15 protein-coding genes are annotated in these 21853 nt (G+C 49.1%); 7 read left to right on the forward strand and 8 right to left on the reverse strand.

Going from position 1 to position 21853, the window contains the following annotated elements:
- Nucleotides 1–11: 11 nt before the first annotated feature.
- From BZG82_RS09840 to gspS2, 6 genes are all read left to right on the forward strand, one after another.
- A complete protein-coding gene (locus tag BZG82_RS09840; protein ID WP_241837365.1) occupies nt 12–1967 on the forward strand; it encodes a glycoside hydrolase family 9 protein in 1956 nt (651 codons plus the stop codon).
- The gene (locus BZG82_RS09845) at nt 1967–3931 is read left to right on the forward strand and encodes a beta-N-acetylhexosaminidase (protein WP_077765738.1); all 1965 of its coding nucleotides are present in this window, start codon (nt 1967–1969) and stop codon (nt 3929–3931) included. The genes BZG82_RS09840 and BZG82_RS09845 overlap by 1 nt, the downstream gene beginning before the upstream one ends.
- 109 nt (nt 3932–4040) lie before the next feature.
- The gene (miaE, locus tag BZG82_RS09850) at nt 4041–4808 is read left to right on the forward strand and encodes a tRNA isopentenyl-2-thiomethyl-A-37 hydroxylase MiaE (protein WP_198532200.1); all 768 of its coding nucleotides are present in this window, start codon (nt 4041–4043) and stop codon (nt 4806–4808) included.
- Nucleotides 4809–5230: 422 nt separating this feature from the next.
- The gene (locus BZG82_RS09855) at nt 5231–6181 is read left to right on the forward strand and encodes a transposase (RefSeq protein WP_077765740.1); all 951 of its coding nucleotides are present in this window, start codon (nt 5231–5233) and stop codon (nt 6179–6181) included.
- A 377-nt stretch (nt 6182–6558) separates the two neighbouring features.
- Complete coding sequence (locus BZG82_RS09860; RefSeq protein ID WP_077765741.1) at nt 6559–6870, forward strand: YciI family protein; 312 nt, start codon at nt 6559–6561, stop codon at nt 6868–6870.
- A complete protein-coding gene (gspS2, locus tag BZG82_RS09865; RefSeq protein ID WP_077480258.1) occupies nt 6870–7247 on the forward strand; it encodes a type II secretion system pilot lipoprotein GspS-beta in 378 nt (125 codons plus the stop codon). The genes BZG82_RS09860 and gspS2 overlap by 1 nt, the downstream gene beginning before the upstream one ends.
- Here the strand turns inward: gspS2 and BZG82_RS09870 are convergent.
- From BZG82_RS09870 to BZG82_RS09890, 5 genes are all read right to left on the reverse strand, one after another.
- Nucleotides 7240–7908, reverse strand: a complete 669-nt coding sequence (locus BZG82_RS09870) for a TIGR01621 family pseudouridine synthase (protein WP_077765749.1) — start codon at nt 7906–7908, stop codon at nt 7240–7242. The two genes, gspS2 and BZG82_RS09870, sit on opposite strands and share 8 nt — an antisense overlap.
- A gap of 195 nt (nt 7909–8103) precedes the next feature.
- Entirely contained in the window at nt 8104–8292 is a 189-nt protein-coding gene (locus tag BZG82_RS09875; RefSeq protein WP_077480257.1) for a hypothetical protein, read from the reverse strand.
- Between the two features lie 254 nt (nt 8293–8546).
- Nucleotides 8547–10574, reverse strand: a complete 2028-nt coding sequence (locus BZG82_RS09880; RefSeq protein WP_077765742.1) for a capsular polysaccharide biosynthesis protein — start codon at nt 10572–10574, stop codon at nt 8547–8549.
- A complete protein-coding gene (locus tag BZG82_RS09885; RefSeq protein ID WP_108742980.1) occupies nt 10571–11530 on the reverse strand; it encodes a glycosyltransferase family 1 protein in 960 nt (319 codons plus the stop codon). Before BZG82_RS09885 ends, BZG82_RS09880 begins: the two co-directional genes overlap by 4 nt.
- Complete coding sequence (locus tag BZG82_RS09890) at nt 11527–13665, reverse strand: glycosyltransferase family 2 protein (RefSeq protein ID WP_077765743.1); 2139 nt, start codon at nt 13663–13665, stop codon at nt 11527–11529. Before BZG82_RS09890 ends, BZG82_RS09885 begins: the two co-directional genes overlap by 4 nt.
- Nucleotides 13666–13757: 92 nt before the next feature.
- On the opposite strand from BZG82_RS09890, the gene BZG82_RS09895 reads away from it, so the two are divergent.
- Entirely contained in the window at nt 13758–16037 is a 2280-nt protein-coding gene (locus BZG82_RS09895; RefSeq protein ID WP_158075998.1) for a glycosyltransferase family 2 protein, read from the forward strand.
- Nucleotides 16038–16042: 5 nt separating this feature from the next.
- Here BZG82_RS09895 and BZG82_RS09900 read toward each other — a convergent pair whose 3' ends face one another.
- The 3 genes from BZG82_RS09900 to BZG82_RS09910 form a co-directional block, all read right to left on the reverse strand.
- Nucleotides 16043–16489, reverse strand: coding sequence for a hypothetical protein (locus BZG82_RS09900; RefSeq protein ID WP_077662127.1), 447 nt, complete (start codon nt 16487–16489; stop codon nt 16043–16045).
- Between the two features lie 15 nt (nt 16490–16504).
- Complete coding sequence (locus BZG82_RS09905) at nt 16505–19447, reverse strand: glycosyltransferase (protein WP_077765744.1); 2943 nt, start codon at nt 19445–19447, stop codon at nt 16505–16507.
- 187 nt (nt 19448–19634) lie between these two features.
- The coding region (locus BZG82_RS09910; RefSeq protein ID WP_338012751.1) for a polysaccharide lyase at nt 19635–21853 on the reverse strand (2219 nt) is incomplete at its 5' end.

A 21853-nucleotide genomic window follows, 5' to 3' on the forward strand; every position in this document is an offset into this window, starting at 1 on the left:
AGGATACCATAATGCAAGTGCTGACCAATCACATTGGCTACTCGTTACACGGTGACAAATACGCGGTGATCGTCAGTGACAGCGACCGCCTCACCGGCACGCCCGTGGCACTGATTTCCCTGCCTCCTCTTAAGGGGACAGGCACATTCAGTTCGGCGGACAAAGCTGCCTCCTCTTCTGGGGACAGGCACTTTAATGAAGCCGCAGAAGGCGCGCAAAATTTTACGGGGACAGACACAGCACCACTCGATAACGTGGTGGCGCAGTTTGAGTTACACCAAGGCACACAGTTAAGCAACTGGCAGATGGGCACGGCTTATACCCTCGATTTCTCTGCCTTTGCACATCGCGGACGCTATCAACTAGTGCTGTTAACAGACACTCCGGTATATTCGCATCCGTTTGAGATCCTTGACGATTGTCTGTTTCACACCACGTTTTCCGATCTGCTGCATTATTTTAAATCGCAGCGGTGTAGTGGCATCTATGAACACGCGGATCAGCACGCCAAGGTATTCGGCTCTGATGAACGCGTGGATGTATCCGGTGGTTGGTACGATGCCTCTGGCGATGTGAGCAAATACCTGAGCCACCTTTCCTACGCCAATTACTTTAATCCGCAACAAATCCCGCTATTGGCTTGGGGACTGGCCGATCTTACCAGCCAATTTAGCTCGGACACGCTCCCCGCGTTTATGCGCACACGCTTAGCCGATGAAGCGAAACACGGCGCTGATTTTCTTCTCCGTATGCAACACCCCAGTAGCTTTTTTTATATGACGGTGTTTGATCAATGGTCGAAAGATCCGGAGCGCCGCACTCTTTGCGCTTACGCGACGCAAGATGGAGTGATGAGTGAGGCTTACCAAGCCGGTTTTCGTCAAGGCGGCGGCATGGCGATTGCTGCCCTTGCCGCCGCAAGCCGATCCCCGCTTTGCGCGGATCCAGACCAACAAGCACGCTATTTAGACGCCGCCATTCGCGGCTACTGGCATTTGGTTGAACATAACCATCATTACCTTGATGACGGTGAGCCCAACATTATTGACGAAACCTGCGCCCTTCTCGCCGCATGTGAGTTGCATCACGCCACTCGGCAGTCTATCGAGGAGCAATCTACCGGGGACAGTCACGCTTATTTAACGGGACAGGCACCTTTAGGTTCTGGGGACAGACACATTAGTGCGAACGGTGACTGTCCCTTCTTGAGCGAGGCTCGAGGCTGGATGAAAAAGCTGATAGCACGGCAGTGCAGTGATGAAACCTGTCAGTATTATTGGTCAGCAAATACTGATGGCGGCCGCCCGTTTTACCATGCCGCCGATGCCGGTCTACCCGGCTTGGCATTGGTTCGCTACCTCGATGTGGAAACCGATCCCAGCCATCGGGCCATCGCACAAACAGCACTGGAACACGCCTGCCAGTTTGAGCTCAACCTAACACAAACCGCTGATAATCCATTCGCGTATCCGCGTCAGTACGTCAAACCCGTCGATGGCGTCAAACAGGTACGTCACTTTATTCCTCACCACAATGAAACCGGCTATTGGTGGCAAGGCGAGAATGCACGCTTGGGGTCGCTGGCAACCTTTGCGTGTCACGCTACGCGCCATATTCAAGACGATGCGCTAAATGCGGCCCTCCACACCTTTAGCCAACGGGCGCTTAATTGGATCCTCGGTTTAAACCCATTTGATATCTGCATGCTCGATGGACATGGTCACAACAACCCAGATTACCTACCGCTCTTGGGATTTTTTAATGCCAAAGGAGGGATCTGCAATGGCATTACCGCAGGGATGGAGGATGAAACACAGATTGCCTTCAACCCCGCGCCATATTGCGATGATATGGCGCAAAACTGGCGATGGGGCGAGCAGTGGTTGCCACATGCAAGCTGGTTTATGCTCGCCATCAGTGCGCAAGCACTGGTTGGCACCGGCCACTCGAACAAGGAGAACGCTTGATGACTTACCGCCTCGATCTTAGTGTGATCAACGAGTATCCCAATGACACCCCACCGCGCAGCCGAATGGGGTTAACCTTGCATAATCTTACCGACCGTTCGCTGGAAGCGCTGTCCATTGCGGTATTATTTGATCGCTTCATCAACCCCAATACCCTGTCACAAGGCAGTATTGAGCAAGTTGGCAGCTATTGCGTCATTACACCGGCGCATCAAACACTCAATGCCAATCAAAGCTTATACATCGAGTTTGATGCCCACACGCCGCCATTGCGGTTCCTTTGTGCCGGCTTTAAAGATGCGCTGATCTATGCCAATGGCGAGCAATATTCAGTGATGCTCACCCCCATTAACTTGGCGCACACCCACACCACACGATCAACGATTCCAGATGTTCATCCCGCCGAGCACGCCATTATTCCGGTGCCCAAATCAGTGCGCCACCAGCCAGGGTACTTTACGCTTTCACCCACAACACCATTAATCGCAGTGGATCCACAGGCCCTGCCCGCCGCGCAGTGGTTAAGTAACGAATGGGTTCGTATGTACCCGCAAGCCGATATTGCACTCGACCCACGCTACCAAGATGCGGTAACTGGCGATCATGCCATTATCTTACGGCCGTTACCCGACTCCGCACTTCGAGATATCGCACACCGTGATGAGGCCTATCAGCTTACCGTCACCGACCAAGGCGCAGTCATCCAAGCCTGTGCTGAGCGAGGGTTTATTCACGGCTGCGCATCGCTATTACAACTTTGCCAAGAGCATGACACACAGCTTCGAATACCGGCAATCAAAATCAGCGATGCACCACGCTTTGCTTACCGAGGGATGATGCTCGATTGCGCGCGCCATTTTCATTCGGTGGACACGGTAAAGCGACTGATTAACCAGTTGGCCTACTTTAAGTTCAATACCTTTCACTGGCATTTAACCGACGATGAAGGCTGGCGACTGGAGATTAAAGCCCTGCCTGAATTGACGCGCTATGGGAGTCAACGCGGCCCCAATACCCGCCTTGCTCCGCAATTCAGTCATATTGCAGAGCGTCACGAAGGTTATTATCGCCAAGAAGAGGTGCGTGACGTGATTGAATACGCCGCGGCCCGCGGTATTACCGTCATTCCAGAAATTGATATTCCCGGCCACTGTCGCGCAGCCATCAAAGCGCTGCCTGATTGGCTACACGATGCCGACGACCGCTCTACTTACCGCAGCGTACAACACTACACCGATAACGTATTATCGCCAGCCCTTGATGGCACGTATCGATTTTTAGATACAGTACTAAGTGAAGTCGCCGAGCTTTTCCCTGCCTCATGGGTTCATATTGGTGCCGATGAAGTCCCTGACGGGGTATGGACCGATAGCCCAATTTATCGGGACAGACGCATGAACGGAGAAACGACCGCTTCGCTACAGGGACAGATACTGACCTACGCTGAGCAAAAGCTACGCGCCTTGGGCAAACGTATGGTTGGCTGGGAAGAAGTGCAGCACGGCGATAAAGTCAGCAAAAACACCGTGATCTATTCATGGCAAAGCGAAGAGGCCGCATTGCACTGTGCGCAGCATGGTTTTGATGTGATTTTAACCCCCGGTCAAGCGACCTATCTCGATATGGTGCAAGATTATGCTGCTACCGAACCAGGGCTCGACTGGGCGGGCGTCACGCCATTAGAAAAAGCCTACCAATATGAGCCGCTGGCAAGCCTCGCCAGTGACGACCCCGCCCGTGAGCACATACTAGGCGTGCAATGTGCACTCTGGAGTGAACTGATCACCAATCAGGACAGGCTCGATTACATGGTATTTCCAAGGCTTACCGCCATTGCGGAAGCGGCTTGGAGCCACAGTGAGCGCCGTGACTGGCTCGATTATCTAGCCAGACTCAAAGCGCAGTTACCGCGTTTAGACAAGTTCGGTATTCAATACCGTTCCCCTTGGGCATCGAACAAGTAGGCCGAATTCGCCCACCTGGCAGCGCCTCCTGCGCTGCCAGCTCTTTGCGCTCGCATCCCTTCTGTTTATAATGCCCAGCCATTGTTGTCAGTCTGAGAGTGTTTCCGGCATGCTACGCCAAGAAATTAATACCCTACTCACCCCTATTCATGGTTTTCTGCACTGTCAAACCCCCGACAGTTGGATTGACGCGGCCATCCAGCCTGACAACCAATCGATTCTTTTGCGCGATCACGCAAACTGCGAATTAAAAGCCAGCCAAACCGCGATGTGGTTGATCCGTAAGTATGCGGTCGACGCGGCGAGTGGCGAGCAACTGCTGGCATGGGCCAAACCCTATGAAGACTTTGTTTATCGCGGCGTTCGCGATGGGATCTTCCACGCGCGAAAAAACGGTCTCAGCGCACCTTTAACCCCTAAAGCGGGCTTTGCCCACGGCCAAGCCTTGATTGATAAAATGGTCCGCTTAATCAAAGAAGAGTTTCATCACTTTGAGCAAGTGATTGAGATCATGGACGCACGCGGCATTCCTTATCAACCGTTAGAAGCAGGCCGCTACGCCAAAGGATTAATGCGCGCGGCACGCACTCACGAGCCGGCAACCTTGGTCGATAAACTGATTATTGGCGCCTACATTGAAGCACGCTCCTGCGAGCGCTTTGCTAAAGTCGCCCCACACCTTGATGATGAACTGCAAAAGTTCTACATCTCGCTACTGCGCTCGGAAGCACGCCATTATCAAGATTACCTGACACTTGCAGAAACTATCGCCGGCGAAGACATTCGCGACCGCATTCAAACCATCGGCGAACGCGAAGCCGAACTCATCCAAGCACCCGACAGCCAATTCCGCTTTCACAGCGGCACCCCTGCCTAACTTCTTCTTATAGGGACAGGCACTTTTTATTTCCTGCGAGGACAGACACCTTTACGCACCTTTACGCATCCATAATTGATTTCTAGCGAGGACAGTTGATTTCTAGCGAGGACAGTCACCTCTTGATGACTATCCTCGTCGTTTTTCTCCAACGCTCGAACCTTTTCCTCTATCAGGACAGGCACTCTGTAGTGAGTGTCCCTGTTACGCTAGTGTCCCTGTTACGACGCTACGCCATCGCTACTCAGCGTTCTCGAGTACTTCTTGGGACAGACATGTTAAGCACTGACATGTTAAGCAAGTAACAACTCTCGTAGTTACACCATTTCTTGCACTGTCACGAAAATCCAATTCATAAAAATGAAGACTGTTTGTTTATACAGTATATTTTACTCATACCTAGATGCTAAGAGGGACCGACGATGACCAAAGCTCGCGCATCGCAAATAAATTTAGCCGCCACCCCCTATTACCATTGTGTCTCACGTTGTGTGCGCCGCTCGTTTTTGTGCGGCTATGATGCGCAGTCACAAAAAAGCTATGAGCATCGTCGCACATGGGTAGAAACACGTTTACTTACACTCGCCAAAGCATTTTGTATCGATATCTGTGCTTATGCCATTATGAGCAATCACTATCACGTTGTTTTGCATATCAACGCCAAAGCGGCTCAGTCTCTAACCAATATCGAAGTTGTTGAGCGCTGGCTGGCCTTTCATCAAGCGCCTGCGCTTATCCAACGTTTTTATGAGGGTGAATCGCTCTCTCACTCAGAGCGAAAAGCGTGTTTTCGCATCATTGAGAACTGGCGCGAACGTTTGATGTCTGTCAGCTGGTTTATGAAGCTGCTCAATCAATATATTTCGACGCTAGCGAACCGAGAGGATCAATGTTCAGGGCATTTTTGGGAGGGACGCTTTAAAAGCCAAGCCATATTAGATGAAAAAGCACTCGCTGCGGCGATGGCCTATGTCGATTTGAACCCAGTGCGAGCAGGTATCACCAAGCAGCCTAAGCATGCCAATTACACATCGATTAAAAAGCGCGTTGAATCACTCGAGCAAAATAAAGCGACCCCAGCCGGCTTATTCCCCTTCGCCGGGAACCCGAGAAAGCCGATGCCCGACGGTATCCCTTTTCGCCTTATGGACTATTTGGCTCTGGTAGAATGGACGTGCGCTCAGGACCAGAACGCCAATTCACTCCCGAGACCACAGCTACTCACACAGCTGAACATCTCACGTGAAACCTGGTTAAGTACATGCTCTCACTTAGAGGGCGGGAATATCGTAGGTTCACTATCGAGTATTCAGGCGGTATTACCGACACTAGGCCTAAAACGCATGACCGGTCTAATGATCCCAAGTGACTAGGCCCAACCATTGAATATATCTCAATAACACAGGCATTCACCCAGATCGGCTGAGGCTTTATCCAGCCCAATAAGCCAGCACCACTATCAATACAAACAATACGCCCACCGCTTTTAAGAGCGGCTTTAGCCCTTTGGCTCCACCTTCCGGGGATTGATTACAGCATCCCATATTATCTCCTGACCGTTTTTCCAGAAGAATAAGCCTTCCAGTAACAGGAAGGTAAAGGGATATTCAGGTTTGATTCTAGCTTGTTGGGGGGACAGACACTTTAGATGCTTAAGTGCCTGTCCCCCCCAATACTCACTAATACGCTGTACTCAGAAATCTGGACTCTGTATCCTAATGGCTATAAACATCTATCAAGGACAATGACGATGTGGTATCTCATATATTCGCAAGACGTAGAGAACAGCCTACCGCTACGCAAGCAAGTGCGTGACGCACACCTTGAGCGCTTACACCAACTGGAAAAAGAAAACCGTTTGATGATTGCAGGACCAAACCCTGCCGTTGATAGCGAAGAGCCGGGCGAAGCTGGGTTTACGGGATCAACCGTTATTGCTTGGTTTGAGTCATTATCAGCCGCCCAAGCCTGGGCCGACAAAGATCCTTATGTTGCCGCTGGCGTCTATGCAGACGTAACCGTTAAACCTTTCAAAAAAGCGCTTCCTCAGGACCCTGCCTAATGCGATTAGTAAAAGTATTAATGATGGCTGCCATTGGGCTAATACTGAGTGCCTGTAGTAGCACCCAGCATGACCAAGCCGCAGAAGCCGCAATCCAACGTGCCGACATGATTGCACAGTTACTGCCGATGGATATTGAAGGCTACTCACTGGTTCGCGCTCGTGCACAAGATGCCATCATCGAGCTGACGCTTCTGGAGAAGAATGCCAAAAAAGCACCGGGGCAGCTCTTTTCCGGCTTAAAACGTCGATATTGTGAGGATAACGATATCCGCAGTATGTTAGATAGTGGTATCAGCTATACCATTTTGGTTCGCGACACCCGTGGTCGACAAATCCTCAAAAACGCTATCGATGCCCCCGGGTGTGCTAGCTAATTAATTGCCAAGGCTGCTCCCACTCCACCGGTAAGGTTGGCCACAATTCGCCTTGGGTCGGGGGCAGCACATAGCTATAGTGTTTTTCAGGCTGATCCTCGGTAAAACGACATGTAAATTGCAGCCCATAAGCGTGTAAGTAGCCACGATCTGCAGGCTCGCCGCCATAGTAATCATCACCGATAAGCGGAGAGCCAATGCTTTTCATCGCCACGCGAATTTGATGGGTTTTGCCTGTGTAAGGCCGACATAGAAAAAATCGCCGCCCCTCACCACCAGCAATAGAGGTAAAACGCGTTCTCGCAGGGTTATCTTTGCTGGTCAGTAATTTCCAGCTACCTCGCCGCCCCTTAGTCATATCACCAACGATCAATCCCTGCTTCTTACGCGGCTTTTTCGCACTCAATGCCAAATAGAACTTTTCTATCTCGCGCGAAGCAAACAGCCCAGAGAGGACAGACGCCGCATGAGAAGAAGTTGCCAGCAGCAGCAAGCCCGATGTCATCTTGTCTAACCGATGCACAAGGTAGACTTTCTCAACCCCAATATGCGCCGCGACCACCGGCAGCAGTGCCGCGTGATCGGCTTCTTTTTGCACGCTAACGCCGTGGTGCTTATTGATCACCACAAAGTGTTGGTTTTGGTCGACAATTGAAAACATAACGAGGCGATTTACCGATTGGCTATTGAGGACAGGCATCATAACGACTTCACACTTACGTCGCTAGGGTAATCATATAAGTGACTGTCCCCCGAGTGTTCCTAGAGCAATTATAAAGGTGTCTGTCCCGTTAGTTCCGTTAGCTTAAAGAGCTTAAAGCGCCTGTCCCCTTAAAGCGCCCTTAAAGCGGAGTACTTAAGTCTTCTCCTGCTGCTCATCCCAATTCGGAAGCGTTTGGCAAAACGGGCACTCTTCATTATCCACCGAGGCACCGCCCGCTTCCACATAACGAACTCTGTGGCTACGCGTGCTTCGATTGGAAGACACTGTAAATCGCCGTTGATCACGATCGGCAACTGTACTTTCTGTCTCCTTACTCGTCATGGTTTACCTCCAACAAATGCCGAAACTGACTCAGCAGTATGTTACTTAGTCGCGGATTCAACCGCTAAGTGCAACACGCCAGCAAAAAGTGTCTGTCCCTGATAGCCATACGCTGCTAGGGCAATCATATAAGTGACTATCCCCAGAGTGTTTCTAGTGACTGTCCCCCGAGTGTTTAGGGTTCTGGGTCCTAGAAAACAGAAAAAGCAAAAGTGCCAATGCGAGCACCCCGCTGATCTTCTTGTATTCTCAAACTAATGCCTACGTAGTTTTAGCCATTGTCTGAATAGCCATTGAGAGAAACCACTATTCTGAGCGGCTTTTTGGCGCTGCTCATACATAAAGTCAATAGTCTGCTCTGGCGTGAGATAATAGCCTGTTTTAGGGCTTACATAAAAAGGATAGTAGATTAATGTTGCTGCCACTAATTCAGGCAGTGTTCGCCGGACTCCTCGACGCTCATGAGAGTACATATCTTCAGTTAATCCCCACCCTGAATAAAATGGCTGACCGTAGCAGGTAACCGGGACGTTTCGCAGCAACGCCTCAAATCCCGTCAAAGACGTCAAAGTATGCACTTCATCAACCTGCTCGAGTAAATAAGCCATATCAACGTTACCGATGATTTCATCGGCAAATTGCTCGGCAGTTTGCTCATCTTGACCTTGTTGGCGTAAACCCGCCTGTACGTCTGGATGAGGTTTATAGACAATATAGGCGTGTGGATTTGCTTTGCGGACCGCTTGAAGTAGAGAAAGGTTGCTCTTTAATACCGGTGAGCCAAAACGAATAGATGCATCAGACTCGACTTGCCCAGGCACCAGTATCACCCTTTTATCCATGGGGGGTTGCCAATGACTATTGCCAACATTGTATTTACTGACCTTAAGTTCAACTAAACGATTAATGAGTGTCTCAGCCCGCTGTAAATCACTTGGTAAAAAGTGACCGTCAACTAGAATACGCTCTAAACGTGACACGCGTGTCGCATCGTAATATATGCCGAGATCGTCTACGACCCAAGAGATGGGGCGAGTCAAATCCGCCCCCAAACCAACCGAACGAATAAATCCGTCTTCAACGCACAAATCAGCTACTTTGGTACTTCCCCAACGCAACGAACGGTGAGGCGAAGAATGCGGATTATACGTTCGATGAATAAAAGGAATACGCATTTTGTTTTGATATACAAAATGTAACTTTGCTCCCTTTAAGAAGTCAGTAAGGATAGGTTGCTTCCATCGGGAAATATCAATAGCGCTAATATCGCCATCAATACGTTGCGATTGCTGACGCTGAAAGGCTAACCAAGTCATCAAGTCTTCTACTTGGCAGCATCGCTCCCACTCTGGATGCCAATAGCGAGGATACTCAACTAACGAAGCATAGACCAACTGCTCAATGGTGACAGACTGCCTCCGAGTTGGTGCAGGAAAGTCATCAATGGTAACCCCCCACCCTGCATAAAAAGGCATACCAAATGTATGCACTGTTTTGCCCCATAAAAGCGCTTCAAACCCCATTTGAGACGTCACACAAAAAACTGCACTCGCTTTTTCTAGCAATTTTGGGGGGTGGATGTCGTCAGCTAAAATCACGACTCTATCCGCATGCTCTTTGTATAAGTCAGCAACCGCTTGCCCCGTTAAGTAACCGGACTTTTTACCCGCAAATACATCCGGATGCGTTTTTATCACAACCTGGTGATTCGGGTAAGAAGCTAGCGCGCTCTCCAACATTTTTCGGAAACAACCCTCATCGGCAAGGCCATCACGCACAGAGGCATCACCCATTGTCTGGTCAACCACTAAAACAAACGGCTTTTCAACAACAGGAATCGCCTTTTCAACACTATGGTTATATTTAGAGACTCTGAGCGTCTGCCATTGCCTTACCAGATCTCGCGCTCTTTGCATTTGCATATCAGACAATGGCTGCATTATCAGCTGCTCCAACCGAGAAGCCTGCGCTGCATCGTAATAAATACCGATATCATCTATCACAATTGAGAGCGGTGGAGATTGATGTCCCAACAATAAAGACCGCAAAAAGCCATCTTCTAAGCGAATAACGGGTAACTGCCTACGCTCAGCAAATCGCTTCGCTTTTAACGAGGAAGGTTTATTGCCCCATGCGATAACCGCCGTGTCGGAGGATTGCTGTCGATAATTATTACGCGCAATGGGCGATAAATACCGAACTGAGCCTCCTATACACTCAGAGAGATGGGTAATGCTTGATAATGCAGGAGAGATAGTTAAAAACTGAGAATAATGCATCATTTATCTGCCATACTCCCGGCAAGTAGCGATTTATAATACGTTTGGTCTTGTAGCAACATTGCAACTGCGTTATACCAACGCTCATGTTCCATTGGAACCAATAATCCATTTACCCCGTTGATAACCTGCCCTCGATAAGCAGGATGATCGGCATAAATGCCAACTGCACCGGCTTGTGCAATATCATAAAACTTCGTGCACGAGCGTGCTGAGTTAAATCGACTATCCAGTAAAGGCGCTAAGCCAATATCGCGGCCCTTTTTTGCCAGCAAAGTACGATAATTCGGCCAAGACATTGGGTGAAGTACATGTACCCGCGGCAGGTGCCGAAACAAAAGATTGGTTTCACCATCTCCAATAAGCTCGATGCTTAATTGAGGAAAGTCACGCAATAGTCGCTCAAACAAAGGTTTTAACCATAAGAACTCCTGCTTATGGCTTGCCGAACCGTGATAAAAAAGGGTCTGTGTAATCGTTTGAGCATGCCAACTACTTGGAGGACATACTGTTGGCTGCCAACTTGCGTATTTTTCTGCTAGATAGTGATTCGCCACCCACAAATTCGCACCGATATCACGCCAGAAGTGCTGATGTTTCAACGCGTATTTCCAAAGCTTCCAACGATAACGAACCGATAACCCTGATGTCGCTTGCCAATCCAATAAATCGTCATCAATAAAAAGTACAATTGACGCAATTTTTCTACGATTTTTTTTAATCCACGTCCGCCACGCTTTGTTCATATACCGGACAAATAGAAGATTTAGCTTTTCTCCAGATCCACTATCATCAGTTTTGTAATAATCGAGACATTGATTGGGTTGCTCACCTAATAAAACACATTGCCAATCTGCATCCATCGCCGACAATTTAGGTCTAACAAAAAAATCAAATGACGGGTTTTCACGCTCTTGAATCACGATCCACTGAGAGGGTAGCGAGTCAGTCGACATCATAATTGACTCCAATCGATGGACTCTTGAGGGAATGGGTTGAGATTAAAATTCGCCAATCTTGCGTCTAACATAGGATGATAAAAAGGATCCGAATAATTTTTAATTGACCAGCGCTGATGCATAAACTCAACTTCTTGGGCTGCACGGCGCTGCTTCTCCGGAGTGCTATCTTTACCACGACTCAAAGACTCATGATGGTACAATTGAGCGAACGGTGTATACATAACACGTAAACCTTTTTCACGGACACGCAAACATAAGTCCACGTCGTTAAATGCCACCGTCAATTGCTCGTTCAACCCACCTAATGATTGATAAAGCGATTTACGCATCGCTAAACATGCAGCCGTGACTGCACTAACTTCTTGAACCAAAATACCCTCGTGGCGTTTTTCAGCCATCCCTAGGGATTGAAACGCCAAGCGATGCGTCGCTACCTGTCGCGGCCCAACCACACAGCCCGCATGCTGGATAAGTCCATTCGAAAACAAGAGCTGTGCACCGACAACGCCGACAGCGGGTAAAGTCAGGCATCCGACCATAGCCTCAATCCAGTTTCCACTGATAACTTGCGTATCATTATTGAGCAAAATAACGACTTCACCATGTGCATGCTCAACGGCAAAATTATTAATCGCTGAAAAATTGAACACGTCATCGTAATTCAGCACGCGCACTTTTGGGTGCCGCTCAATCTCCTGTAACCAAATGAATGTCTCCGATTCTTGGCTTTGATTATCGACCAGCAATATTTCGAACTCAGCGTACTCCGTCAAAGTTAATACACTATCGATACATTGCTGAGTAACGACAACATTATCACGAAACGGAATAACAATGGACACCACAGGCTGCCATGTGCTGGTGTAATTGAGTTTTGCAACACAGTGTTCCGACACAATACGCTCAGCACTGATACCACACCGATACAAATGCTGCGTAAGTACCGTATTCAGTTCCGAGAGTCGATGGGTATATGTTTGTAACCACAAAGGTATGCGCACATGATGAAATGCATCGACCAACTGGGTWTCCGCCAGCGCCAACAATAACGAGTAAGGAGAATAGGCGCAGCTCATCGGTTTTTCAGCTGACCATAATGCTTTAAACTGCGTTAACACTGAACGCTCAACGAATAGCACATCACCACAATAATGCGCTGCACGCTGCCGTTCGAGACACCAATCTGGCTTTAAGCTTATGCGATCAGGCATAGATCCCACGGATGATGCCAAAGAGCCATAAACATGATCCGAATAAATCACTTTAATATGATTCTGATTGATACTCGCTCGATAAAAACAAGTCACCGCGTAAGGTAATAATTTGGCTCCGACCGGCACGATTAAACACCAGTTCCAACGCGGATTATCATACAACATATCAATCGTTGCGACTCGCGCACTGACATACGTTGGCACATCAAACTGTATACGCGAATCAATCCATATCTCTGCATCTTGCCCTGAACAAGATTCGAGCGTCGCTATAAAAGACGCTTGCGTCATCTCCTCTGAAGCAAAAATCCATACCACAACCTTATCTTTAACATGGTGGCCAAGCCGAGCCTTCAACTCACCAGCATCGATGGCGGTTTGCGTGTAATGCTCGTGCCACCAATTTTCTAATGGCACTTCTGGAGAACGCACTTTACATAACTGTAATTTCTGGTAAGTCGCACGTAAGCCAAAGCGGCGCCACCAATTTAGCACTTGCTTAGCCCAACCGGTGTGATCAACGATATCGCGACGGCGCAATGCTACTAACAATGAAAACGCTTGATACCCTAAAGACCAAATCGATCGTGCTGGCTTCACACACTTTTTATCTAATCGCACCTTAGCATGGCTGCTCAAATCACAATCACGGATACGGACTGCCCGCGCACCTCGAGGCAGCGCGATCCATTGCTTAACGACACCGTGTAAACTTGCACCAACAGGTAAGTATTGCTGCCGTCCATCATGGTTGATGAATTCAACAACAAATCCTTGATATCGCCATGGCTCAGCAATACAAAGTGATAACCAGTAATACCGTGCTTTCGCTATTGGACCTTCAATCAGTCGCGCTATCTCGTCGTCAGACGTGCCTACCCACGACGTCAGTTGCGGCTTTTTATCCATATTACTCATCGCATATCCACCAAGCGTTGCTATGGTTATTTTCACTGACGTTCAAAAACGGTATATTACCGCCTAACGTCCTTTGTTTGAATACTGCGCCTATGTCACTTACATCTAATCGATTAAATTCTGAGATCCTCTCTCACCGCGCTCAATATTTAAACAAAAAGCGACCCGAGAAATTTATTTCCATGGAACCACATATACGTTATCCAGGTTCTGTTACTGCACAGATAAAAAATCATTCTTGGGTCCTAAGACAAGTCACAAAAAATACCCTCAAACTCGAACACCCTAATTCGGAAGGAGGGTGGTATCAGTTGAAGGTAAAATATCACGCCCTTTCATTAGCCAAAGAGACAAAATTAGCAAAAGAGATAAATTCAGTATTTGTTGAGTTCGGTGATCAACAAGCGCCAATCACATTGATTCAAGAAAAAACTGGGCTCCTGAGCTTAACATTTCATAGTCCAATACCTCTAAAACATATTGAACTGATATGGCCAACCCTTAGCGCACATATCAAGGTTAGCATTCAGCTAAAGCGCGTCTCTCAAGTCAGCGCTGTGATGAGCATGCTACGTACCGTCTCACGACGAGAGCAACAAGAAGGAGGGAGCTGGCAACATATTTATCGTATTACGCGGGCAAGACAAAAGCGCGTCGATTGGCCATTTGCCCTCCAGCGCCTCGTCCAGACATACCATCCAATGCTCTGCGGTAAAACCCTTCTCCAGACGCCCTACGCATTCTGGCGGCAGCACTTTCAACCTAAGCTGCCTAACGTTCATTGCCAGCAAAGCATACCTACAGTGGTGTGGATGCCAATTCCAGATGATATTACATCCGATGGTAAAAAAGGGGTACAACAAACAATTCAAAGCCTAATCGATCAAACCCATCAATACTGGCAACTCAATCTGCTTACACAGAGCCTCCCCGCATGGCTGGAAGCGCACCTAGCTACGCTTCAAGAAGACAGGGTCCAGATAACCTCATATAACAAGGCGCAACTCGCACCCACTGCTTGGCATAGTTTCATCGAGTGTGGTGATCAATGGCCGAAACATGCGCTAGCACTCTTTGCTCAGTGGATAGCACATAATGCAGAAGCCAGTTTGGTTTACAGTGACCATGACGAAATTACCGTCCAGCAGGAAAGGTGTGCTCCCGCCTTTAAGCCACAATGGAACCCCGAACTACTGAAAAGCAACAACTACATGGGTCGTGCCGTCTTTTTTAATGGACAGCTGATACACTCATCTTTTCTCGCAATGCCCCAACATGTCCGCTGTCTTCACGCGGCATTAAACACACCTACGGCCAAATGCGCTTGCATTCATATACCGCATATACTTTTCCACCAGCGCCGTAGCGAACAACAAGGCATTGCGCTGACCGAACGTCAACAGGTACAAAGCGCACTTAAGCAACTCACCCAGAATGATGTGCATACTATTACGCGTGTCACTTTCGACAAAACGCATCAAGTCTATCACGCACACTATCGTCTTCCGGCTCCTCATCCACGCGTGTCGATTATCATCCCAACCCGAAATGGATTAACGATTACGCGGCAATGTGTGGAGAGTATCCTACGGCTAACAAGTTATCCGAATTACCAAATAACTATCGTCAATAATCAAAGTGACTGTCCCGACACCTTGGCGTGGTTCCAACAAATTAGTCAGCATAGTAGTGTTCAAGTATTAGACTATAACCAGCCGTTTAACTACTCTGCGATCAACAATTTCGCCGTCGCACACAGCGACGGCGATCTCGTGTGTCTACTAAATAACGATACCGAAGTTATCCATTCCACTTGGCTCACTGAGATGGTCCGTCAAGCAAGTCGACCAGATATTGGCTGCGTCGGGGCCAAACTGTTATTTTTTGATGACACCATTCAACACGCCGGGGTTATCTTAGGCATATGGGGGCTCGCAGGCCATGCACATAAACATTACTCTACATACAGTCATGGCTATCAGAAACGCTTAGCATGTAGCCAGAATTATTCCGCAGTCACTGCAGCCTGTCTGCTAGTCAAGCGCTCGCTCTATGAATCCGTCGGCGGGCTTGATGAAAAGCTCACCGTTGCGTTCAACGATGTTGATTTTTGCCTCAAAGTACAACAAGCAGGTTATTACAACCTCTGGACGCCACGTGCAACGCTTTACCACTATGAGTCCAAAAGTCGGGGCAAAGAAGACACGCCAGCGAAGAAAGCGCGAGAGCAACAAGAGATCACGCTCATGAAACAACGCTGGCCAGCCATCATTCAAAATGACCCTCACTATAGTCGCCATCTAACGCGTCATCGTGAGGACTTTACTTTACGCTTAGAAGAAGAGCATTTTGAGGCAACAACAAAAACATAACGGGATCACGGTTTGAATCGTTGCCATACTGAGGTCTTGCGTGGCCGCTCAATTTCCGCAATTTGCTGAGGCGTTAACCACCGCCCCTCCAAAACCTTAATGAGTTGGCCGTTGACCCGAAAACCAAACATAAAAGGTTTATCGAATACCGGCACCTCAAACTGAAAACCACAGCGTCGAAGTGGGTGCTTATCCGCACTGACACCAAGCTTTTGCTCCACCACATTCGGACGCTCAATATTCAGTTCAAAATTATGGCGCCGTCCCTCCTCCTCAACCCAAATCGTCGCCCGGTAAATGGGCTCATATAAAAGCCAACCATGAAACTTAAGCATTGCGCCATCATCAGCCGTGTTCTCCACACCTGGTCTTGGCCCATCCAAATGCCAAGCTAATACGCTTGATACATCGATCTTGTGTCGCACAAAATGCAACTGTTGACTAGACTTCATAACTATCTCAACTACTTACCTATCTTTACGGTCAATGACATCAACGGTTATCAAGGACGTGTCGCTATCGATTGGCGTGATCCCATCGTCCTGTCGACCCAATCGCTCGCAGATTGACATCCATTGTTCAACGCCCTCACTAACGGGCAATGCCTGTTTTACCCACTGTTGACCATGGTATGCCCGTTGCTGCAACGCCTGTCTATCGCTGCAAAGCACCGCTAAGTGTGCGGTAACTGCCGCGTGATCTAAATACGCTGCCCAAAGCACCGGCGAGCCTGCTGCCCACTCCACCATGCTACCTTGGGAATAAGCAATCACCACTCTTCCTGCACCGAGCGCCTCAAGTACCGTGCGCCCAAACGACTCATAAAAATGAGAGAGACTTAATACCACATCCAATGATGCTAATGCGTCATCTGGTTTATCCACATAACCGGCGAAGTGAAGATTACTCGGCACTCTATCCGCCTGCATTGCCTCAATGTCAGCGGTGTGTGGCCCAAACAGATAAAAGTCGATAGGAAGCTGTTCCGACAACGCTTGCTCAGCCACTCGAAACACATCCCAGATCCCTTTTTTAACTATATTGCTACTCAGCATCCCCACTTTTAGACGCTCTCCATTCGGAATACCAACGCCACCTGCCTCTGGGACACACCATGGATTTTGCCAAACAAGCGGTTTACGCACATCGGTTAACCACTCAGCCACCGCCTGAGAGTTGGCGATCCACGTATCCACCAAAGGGTCAAAGTGATGCAGCCAAGCATTGGCCGTCGTCCCTAACGCAGCACACAAACTTGGGTCATGCTCGGGTAATTCTCGGACATGTACCGCCGTAGGTATCCCTAACTGTTTGGCAGCGCATAACGGTAAGTCAATCACCAAGGTATTCACATACACAACCTTGGCGTTAACGCGCTCAAGCCAAGCTCTCCACACCTGGCAAGACGCATCCAATAGCGCGCGCTCCTGATGCCACCAAGGCGTAGGAATAAAGGTCACACGATGACAAAACGGCATGATTTGCTCAACATAATCACGGGTAGCCGAAGGCAAGACCACTTCAATCCGATAACCATGGTGTTGCCAATCTTTGCGAGTCGCGATTTGTTTCAGTATTTGAACAAAACTGCGCTCAGCACCGAATTGATAGTTCGACACCTGATGTCCCACATACACCATCGCAGGTTGGTCATCAGCTGTTGCGCCCGGTTGTGACGGTGGGGTTTCCAAGTGCCCTCTTATCGAAAGAGGGATAGGCGGTGTGTTCGGTTCGTGAGTTAATCGGTGCCACAGTGGATTGATTGTGTTCGCGTCAGGATACAAAAACTGATACGCCGAAGTTGAAAAATGTGAACAAGGATCACGGCCCTCTTGCCAACCATGAGCCAAGTAATGCTCGACTGCATCGATATTTGCAGCGGCAACATCCGGATAACGTTGTCGATACCACCCTTCATCTACCCACTGACACTCTCGGACATAGCGGGCAAAATTATCCTTCTGTAAGGCCGACGAACCTCGACATAGGCGTGGCGGCACGGCAAACGGACGCGTGGTCATTTCTGCGGGTAAAGGTAACTGATGCGACATGGTGTGATGCCAAGCCAAAGCGCGTTCGTGATAGTCTTTTCGCACGCCGTAAAACTGAGTTCGTAAATGGGTCGCACTATGCTGAGTCAAACTATCGGTCAACACCATCCCCAAAGAAAGCGGAATACCCGGCATCACCTCGACAATCGCGTCAGCGCCGTAGACATGCTGTAATCGATAGTAATATTCAGTATCCGCATTCACGGCCACATTATCCCAATACCCAAGCGCACTGAACACTTCGCGCTTGATTAGCAGCGAAGAGACATTCCGGTACACCCAGCCTTGCTCCATCCGCCAACGCTGGAACTGCAACTTCTCGTCGCAGCGAATCCAATGGGACACAGATGCAACAGCATGGCGATCGGATAACAATGCTTGCATTTGACGCTCAATCTTTTGTGGATGAGACCAATCATCGGCGTCGTGCACGGTTAACCAATCGCCTGTCGCAGATTGCATACCTCGATTACGCGCCGCATAGGCGCCTTGATTTTCGGACTGCTCAACCAAGCGAATTCTTGAATCACGCGCCTGCCATCGCCTCACCACGCTAGCACTGTTGTCGTCCGACGCATCATCAACCACAATCAACTCTAGATAGGGCCATGTTTGCCCACATAAACTCGCCAAAGCACGCGCAATAGTCTGCTCCGCGTTATAGCAAGGAATGACGACAGATACTCGATAACGCCAAGGTAAAAATCGCCGCCAGCCGAGTGACGTGGGTAAAGCGTGACGCACACCAGGCATATCGGAGGGTAACAGGTGCGACATATCTTGGGGAGCGGGTGCGCGCGATAACCCTTCTTGTTCCCAACCTCGTTGCAAGGCTTCCCAACTCTCGAGCGTGCCTTGTGTCATCCCGATAGCAAGTTGGCGCTCCAATCCATCCGGCCACGCCATATCGGCGAGTAGCCTCGCTAACTGTGCGTCCTGCTTTTGATGATACAGCGCTGAAAAGCACAGCAGCCAAGGCGCTTGCGTTGGCACTAATAGGCACGCGGTCGCATCACAAAGTATGGGCTTTAAATAATCCGCAACCCCCGCATACTCTCCCTCACTGGCATAAAAACGCGCCAGTACAAAACCCGCCAAACTTCTATTAACACGCTGTTGGTGCGTATCGCATTGTTCAAATAACGCCTTTAATTGAGCCAGCGCCCGCGCACGCTGCAAAGGCTGGCGCCAAAGTATCGACTCCCATTCAAACGCAGGAAGCGCACATGGCAGACGGTTCTCGTTGCAGCCATGGTGAGAAAAATGCCACCAAGGGTCGACGCCCGCCTCAGCCACATCTGGGTACTGGCGTAAATACCACTCGGCATCAAAAATAGCTGTCAATTGTTCAGCGACCACATGATATCCTTAAAAAACTGTCGGTCTGAATGGCTGGCCTCTACTCTAACATATGCCGCGAATTACGGGCACTTCAGGGCATAAGTAAACACTCAATCCCCTTCCATCACTCACCACAAAGCAAAAAAAAGAACCATGCGACAAAGCATGGCTCTTAAACGGTTCGCGCTTTAGCACAATAGTGCCACTAGTGTGCAATCATAAAATCATCAAAGTACGCACACTCGGTGGTAAAGTTCCCTGCATCATCTTTTGGTGCCCAGGTATCATCACTCCCACCGTGGAAAGTGCTAAACAATAAATGCTGAATGTAACTGTCCGTACTATCGCTGGCACGTAAGCGTAAATTATCAACTACCATACGCTGCTCACCGTCAATCCACACTTCCACCATACCATTCGATACAGACGCAGGCTGATTAACCTGCACGACCAACTGCAAATGGTAATACTGGCCAGGGATAAACGTAAAATTCGGTACCCGCCACGAGTCACCATACGTACCGGGAATATCTTGATGATAAATATACGTTGATAACGTACCCGCCGAGCCAAAGCTAAGGCGCACACTCCAGCCATCATCGGTCATTTCTCGTCCGCCCGTAATGGCGCGCAATGGTCCCAACCCATGCAGTTTCCCACCACGAACAAACTTGAAATCCTCACAAAATTCAACATTAAAGCTCAATGAATAGCGAGAAGCGGGCGGCAAGGCTTGTTTGTCTAGCACTCGACGGCTACCGCGCTCATACCCCTCATAGTTCACTTGAATGCCGGTTGAATTATTCACACCTCCCGCCTCAGCACGTTCAATCAACGCGTTATCAAACAGGCTCAGTGCAAAATCGGATAAACTGCTATCAAAGCTCTCAGCAAAGACAGGCGCACCAAAACGCTGGTAGCATTCAGCCAACGACGCCGCAGCCACTAAATCAAATTCGGAGCCACAACGTAACGCCGTTACCTCATCGTCACGTAATCGCGTTTCAACCCACAAACCACTATCAACACGTTTTAGCACAAGTTGTTCGCGATCACTGATATTGTCTCGTCTTAATCGCGTCCAAGAGTCCGCACCGTAGCTATCTGGGAACGACAGCGCGGGCTCAATAAAATCGAGTCGTGACAGATCCACGGCAATTGGCGAACCGCTACCATACAAGCGCTGCCAAACCTCATCCACAATCGCATTCGCTCCGGGCAAAAAGGTATGCTGACTCTCATCAGTACGCTGGGATGATGCATTAGCTATAACATCGACCTCTAGCGTCGCTAGTGTACTCGCCTCTTGGGTTGGCATCTGGCAACGCCCTTGTACCTCATCAAAGTCAGTCGTTGCTCGCCCCATAATACGGTACTCAGTGGCTTGCCAGTTTGCCCAATATTCAACCGACACCGTACACGTTGAGCCGCCTGTCCATTGAATTGTCGTACCCCGCTGCAGCTCACCAACAACCTCTTCACCCTGCTGAAAAATAGACACAGGCTGAGTCACCGAATCGAACGTACCAGACACCTCAGCCACACGAAGCATGACATTGTTTTCCGCAACACCAAAATCCTGACGCAACCATTTATCGGTGATTTGACCGCTACCTTCCGCGACCGTGGGTAAATAGACCCGTGTTACCTTTGTAAAATCTGGATATAGCTGTGCAACCTGTTCCTTTTCTGCATGCGCTTGTTGAAGCCCGACAGCAAATCGCTGAGCGATCGTATGCGTGCGACCATCGCCGCTCTCAATAAAATCGCCATACAGCTGGTTAGTCGACAAATTATACGTAGAGCGAATATCAGACTCCGCCTCATCAATCAAAGTAACCAATTGGGCGCGAGCCTCTGAATCTGTACGCACTAACTCACAGCTGAGCTCAGCAGTCTGCGCGCGTTGCCACGCCGTAATGGCTTTTTGCCATATCTGCGTCGTGAAAGGCGAAATCACTAAATTACTGGCTTGTTGCTCACCAAGACGTTGCTCGCGGATCACTTGAGGCGTTGCAATGAGCTGGTAGGCGCGCATCACCTCCCCATAATCCGAATCAAAAGCGCCGACCGGCACATTGACTACGATAGGCACATATTGCCAGCAGGCCTCCAACGCGTTTTGATCCACAGAGAAGCGCCCCTGCGCTTCTGTCAAAACATTGGGCTCATTCGCATCGAGAGTATGATTAAAGTTGTAATCGAGGAACACAGTTGCGCCTTCGAGGTAGCCATCGATCGCCATACCAACAATCGCAGAAGACACAGGGGTTGAAGGGCTAGGTCCAGAGGTGTTGCCCTCTGAAGATGAATCGCTCGAGCCACCGCAGGCGAGTAAAACAACACTAAAGCCACACACTTGCAATAACCGAAAGAACTCTTTCATAACTGCTGCCTCTTTCAGTGTACATATAAAAGTATTAG

Source organism: Salinivibrio sp. PR5 (genome assembly GCF_001996085.1).
Taxonomy (GTDB): Bacteria; Pseudomonadota; Gammaproteobacteria; order Enterobacterales; family Vibrionaceae; genus Salinivibrio; species Salinivibrio proteolyticus.

Bases quoted from the DNA above. Each gene is read 5' to 3' on its own strand.
- BZG82_RS09840 (WP_241837365.1), top strand. From the start codon at position 12: ATGCAAGTGCTGACCAATCACATTGGCTACTCGTTACACGGTGACAAA.
- BZG82_RS09845 (WP_077765738.1), top strand. From the start codon at position 1,967: ATGACTTACCGCCTCGATCTTAGTGTGATCAACGAGTATCCCAATGAC.
- miaE (WP_198532200.1), top strand. From the start codon at position 4,041: ATGCTACGCCAAGAAATTAATACCCTACTCACCCCTATTCATGGTTTT.
- BZG82_RS09855 (WP_077765740.1), top strand. From the start codon at position 5,231: ATGACCAAAGCTCGCGCATCGCAAATAAATTTAGCCGCCACCCCCTAT.
- BZG82_RS09860 (WP_077765741.1), top strand. From the start codon at position 6,559: ATGTGGTATCTCATATATTCGCAAGACGTAGAGAACAGCCTACCGCTA.
- gspS2 (WP_077480258.1), top strand. From the start codon at position 6,870: ATGCGATTAGTAAAAGTATTAATGATGGCTGCCATTGGGCTAATACTG.
- BZG82_RS09870 (WP_077765749.1), bottom strand. From the start codon at position 7,908: ATGTTTTCAATTGTCGACCAAAACCAACACTTTGTGGTGATCAATAAG.
- BZG82_RS09875 (WP_077480257.1), bottom strand. From the start codon at position 8,292: ATGACGAGTAAGGAGACAGAAAGTACAGTTGCCGATCGTGATCAACGG.
- BZG82_RS09880 (WP_077765742.1), bottom strand. From the start codon at position 10,574: ATGATGCATTATTCTCAGTTTTTAACTATCTCTCCTGCATTATCAAGC.
- BZG82_RS09885 (WP_108742980.1), bottom strand. From the start codon at position 11,530: ATGATGTCGACTGACTCGCTACCCTCTCAGTGGATCGTGATTCAAGAG.
- BZG82_RS09895 (WP_158075998.1), top strand. From the start codon at position 13,758: ATGTCACTTACATCTAATCGATTAAATTCTGAGATCCTCTCTCACCGC.
- BZG82_RS09900 (WP_077662127.1), bottom strand. From the start codon at position 16,489: ATGAAGTCTAGTCAACAGTTGCATTTTGTGCGACACAAGATCGATGTA.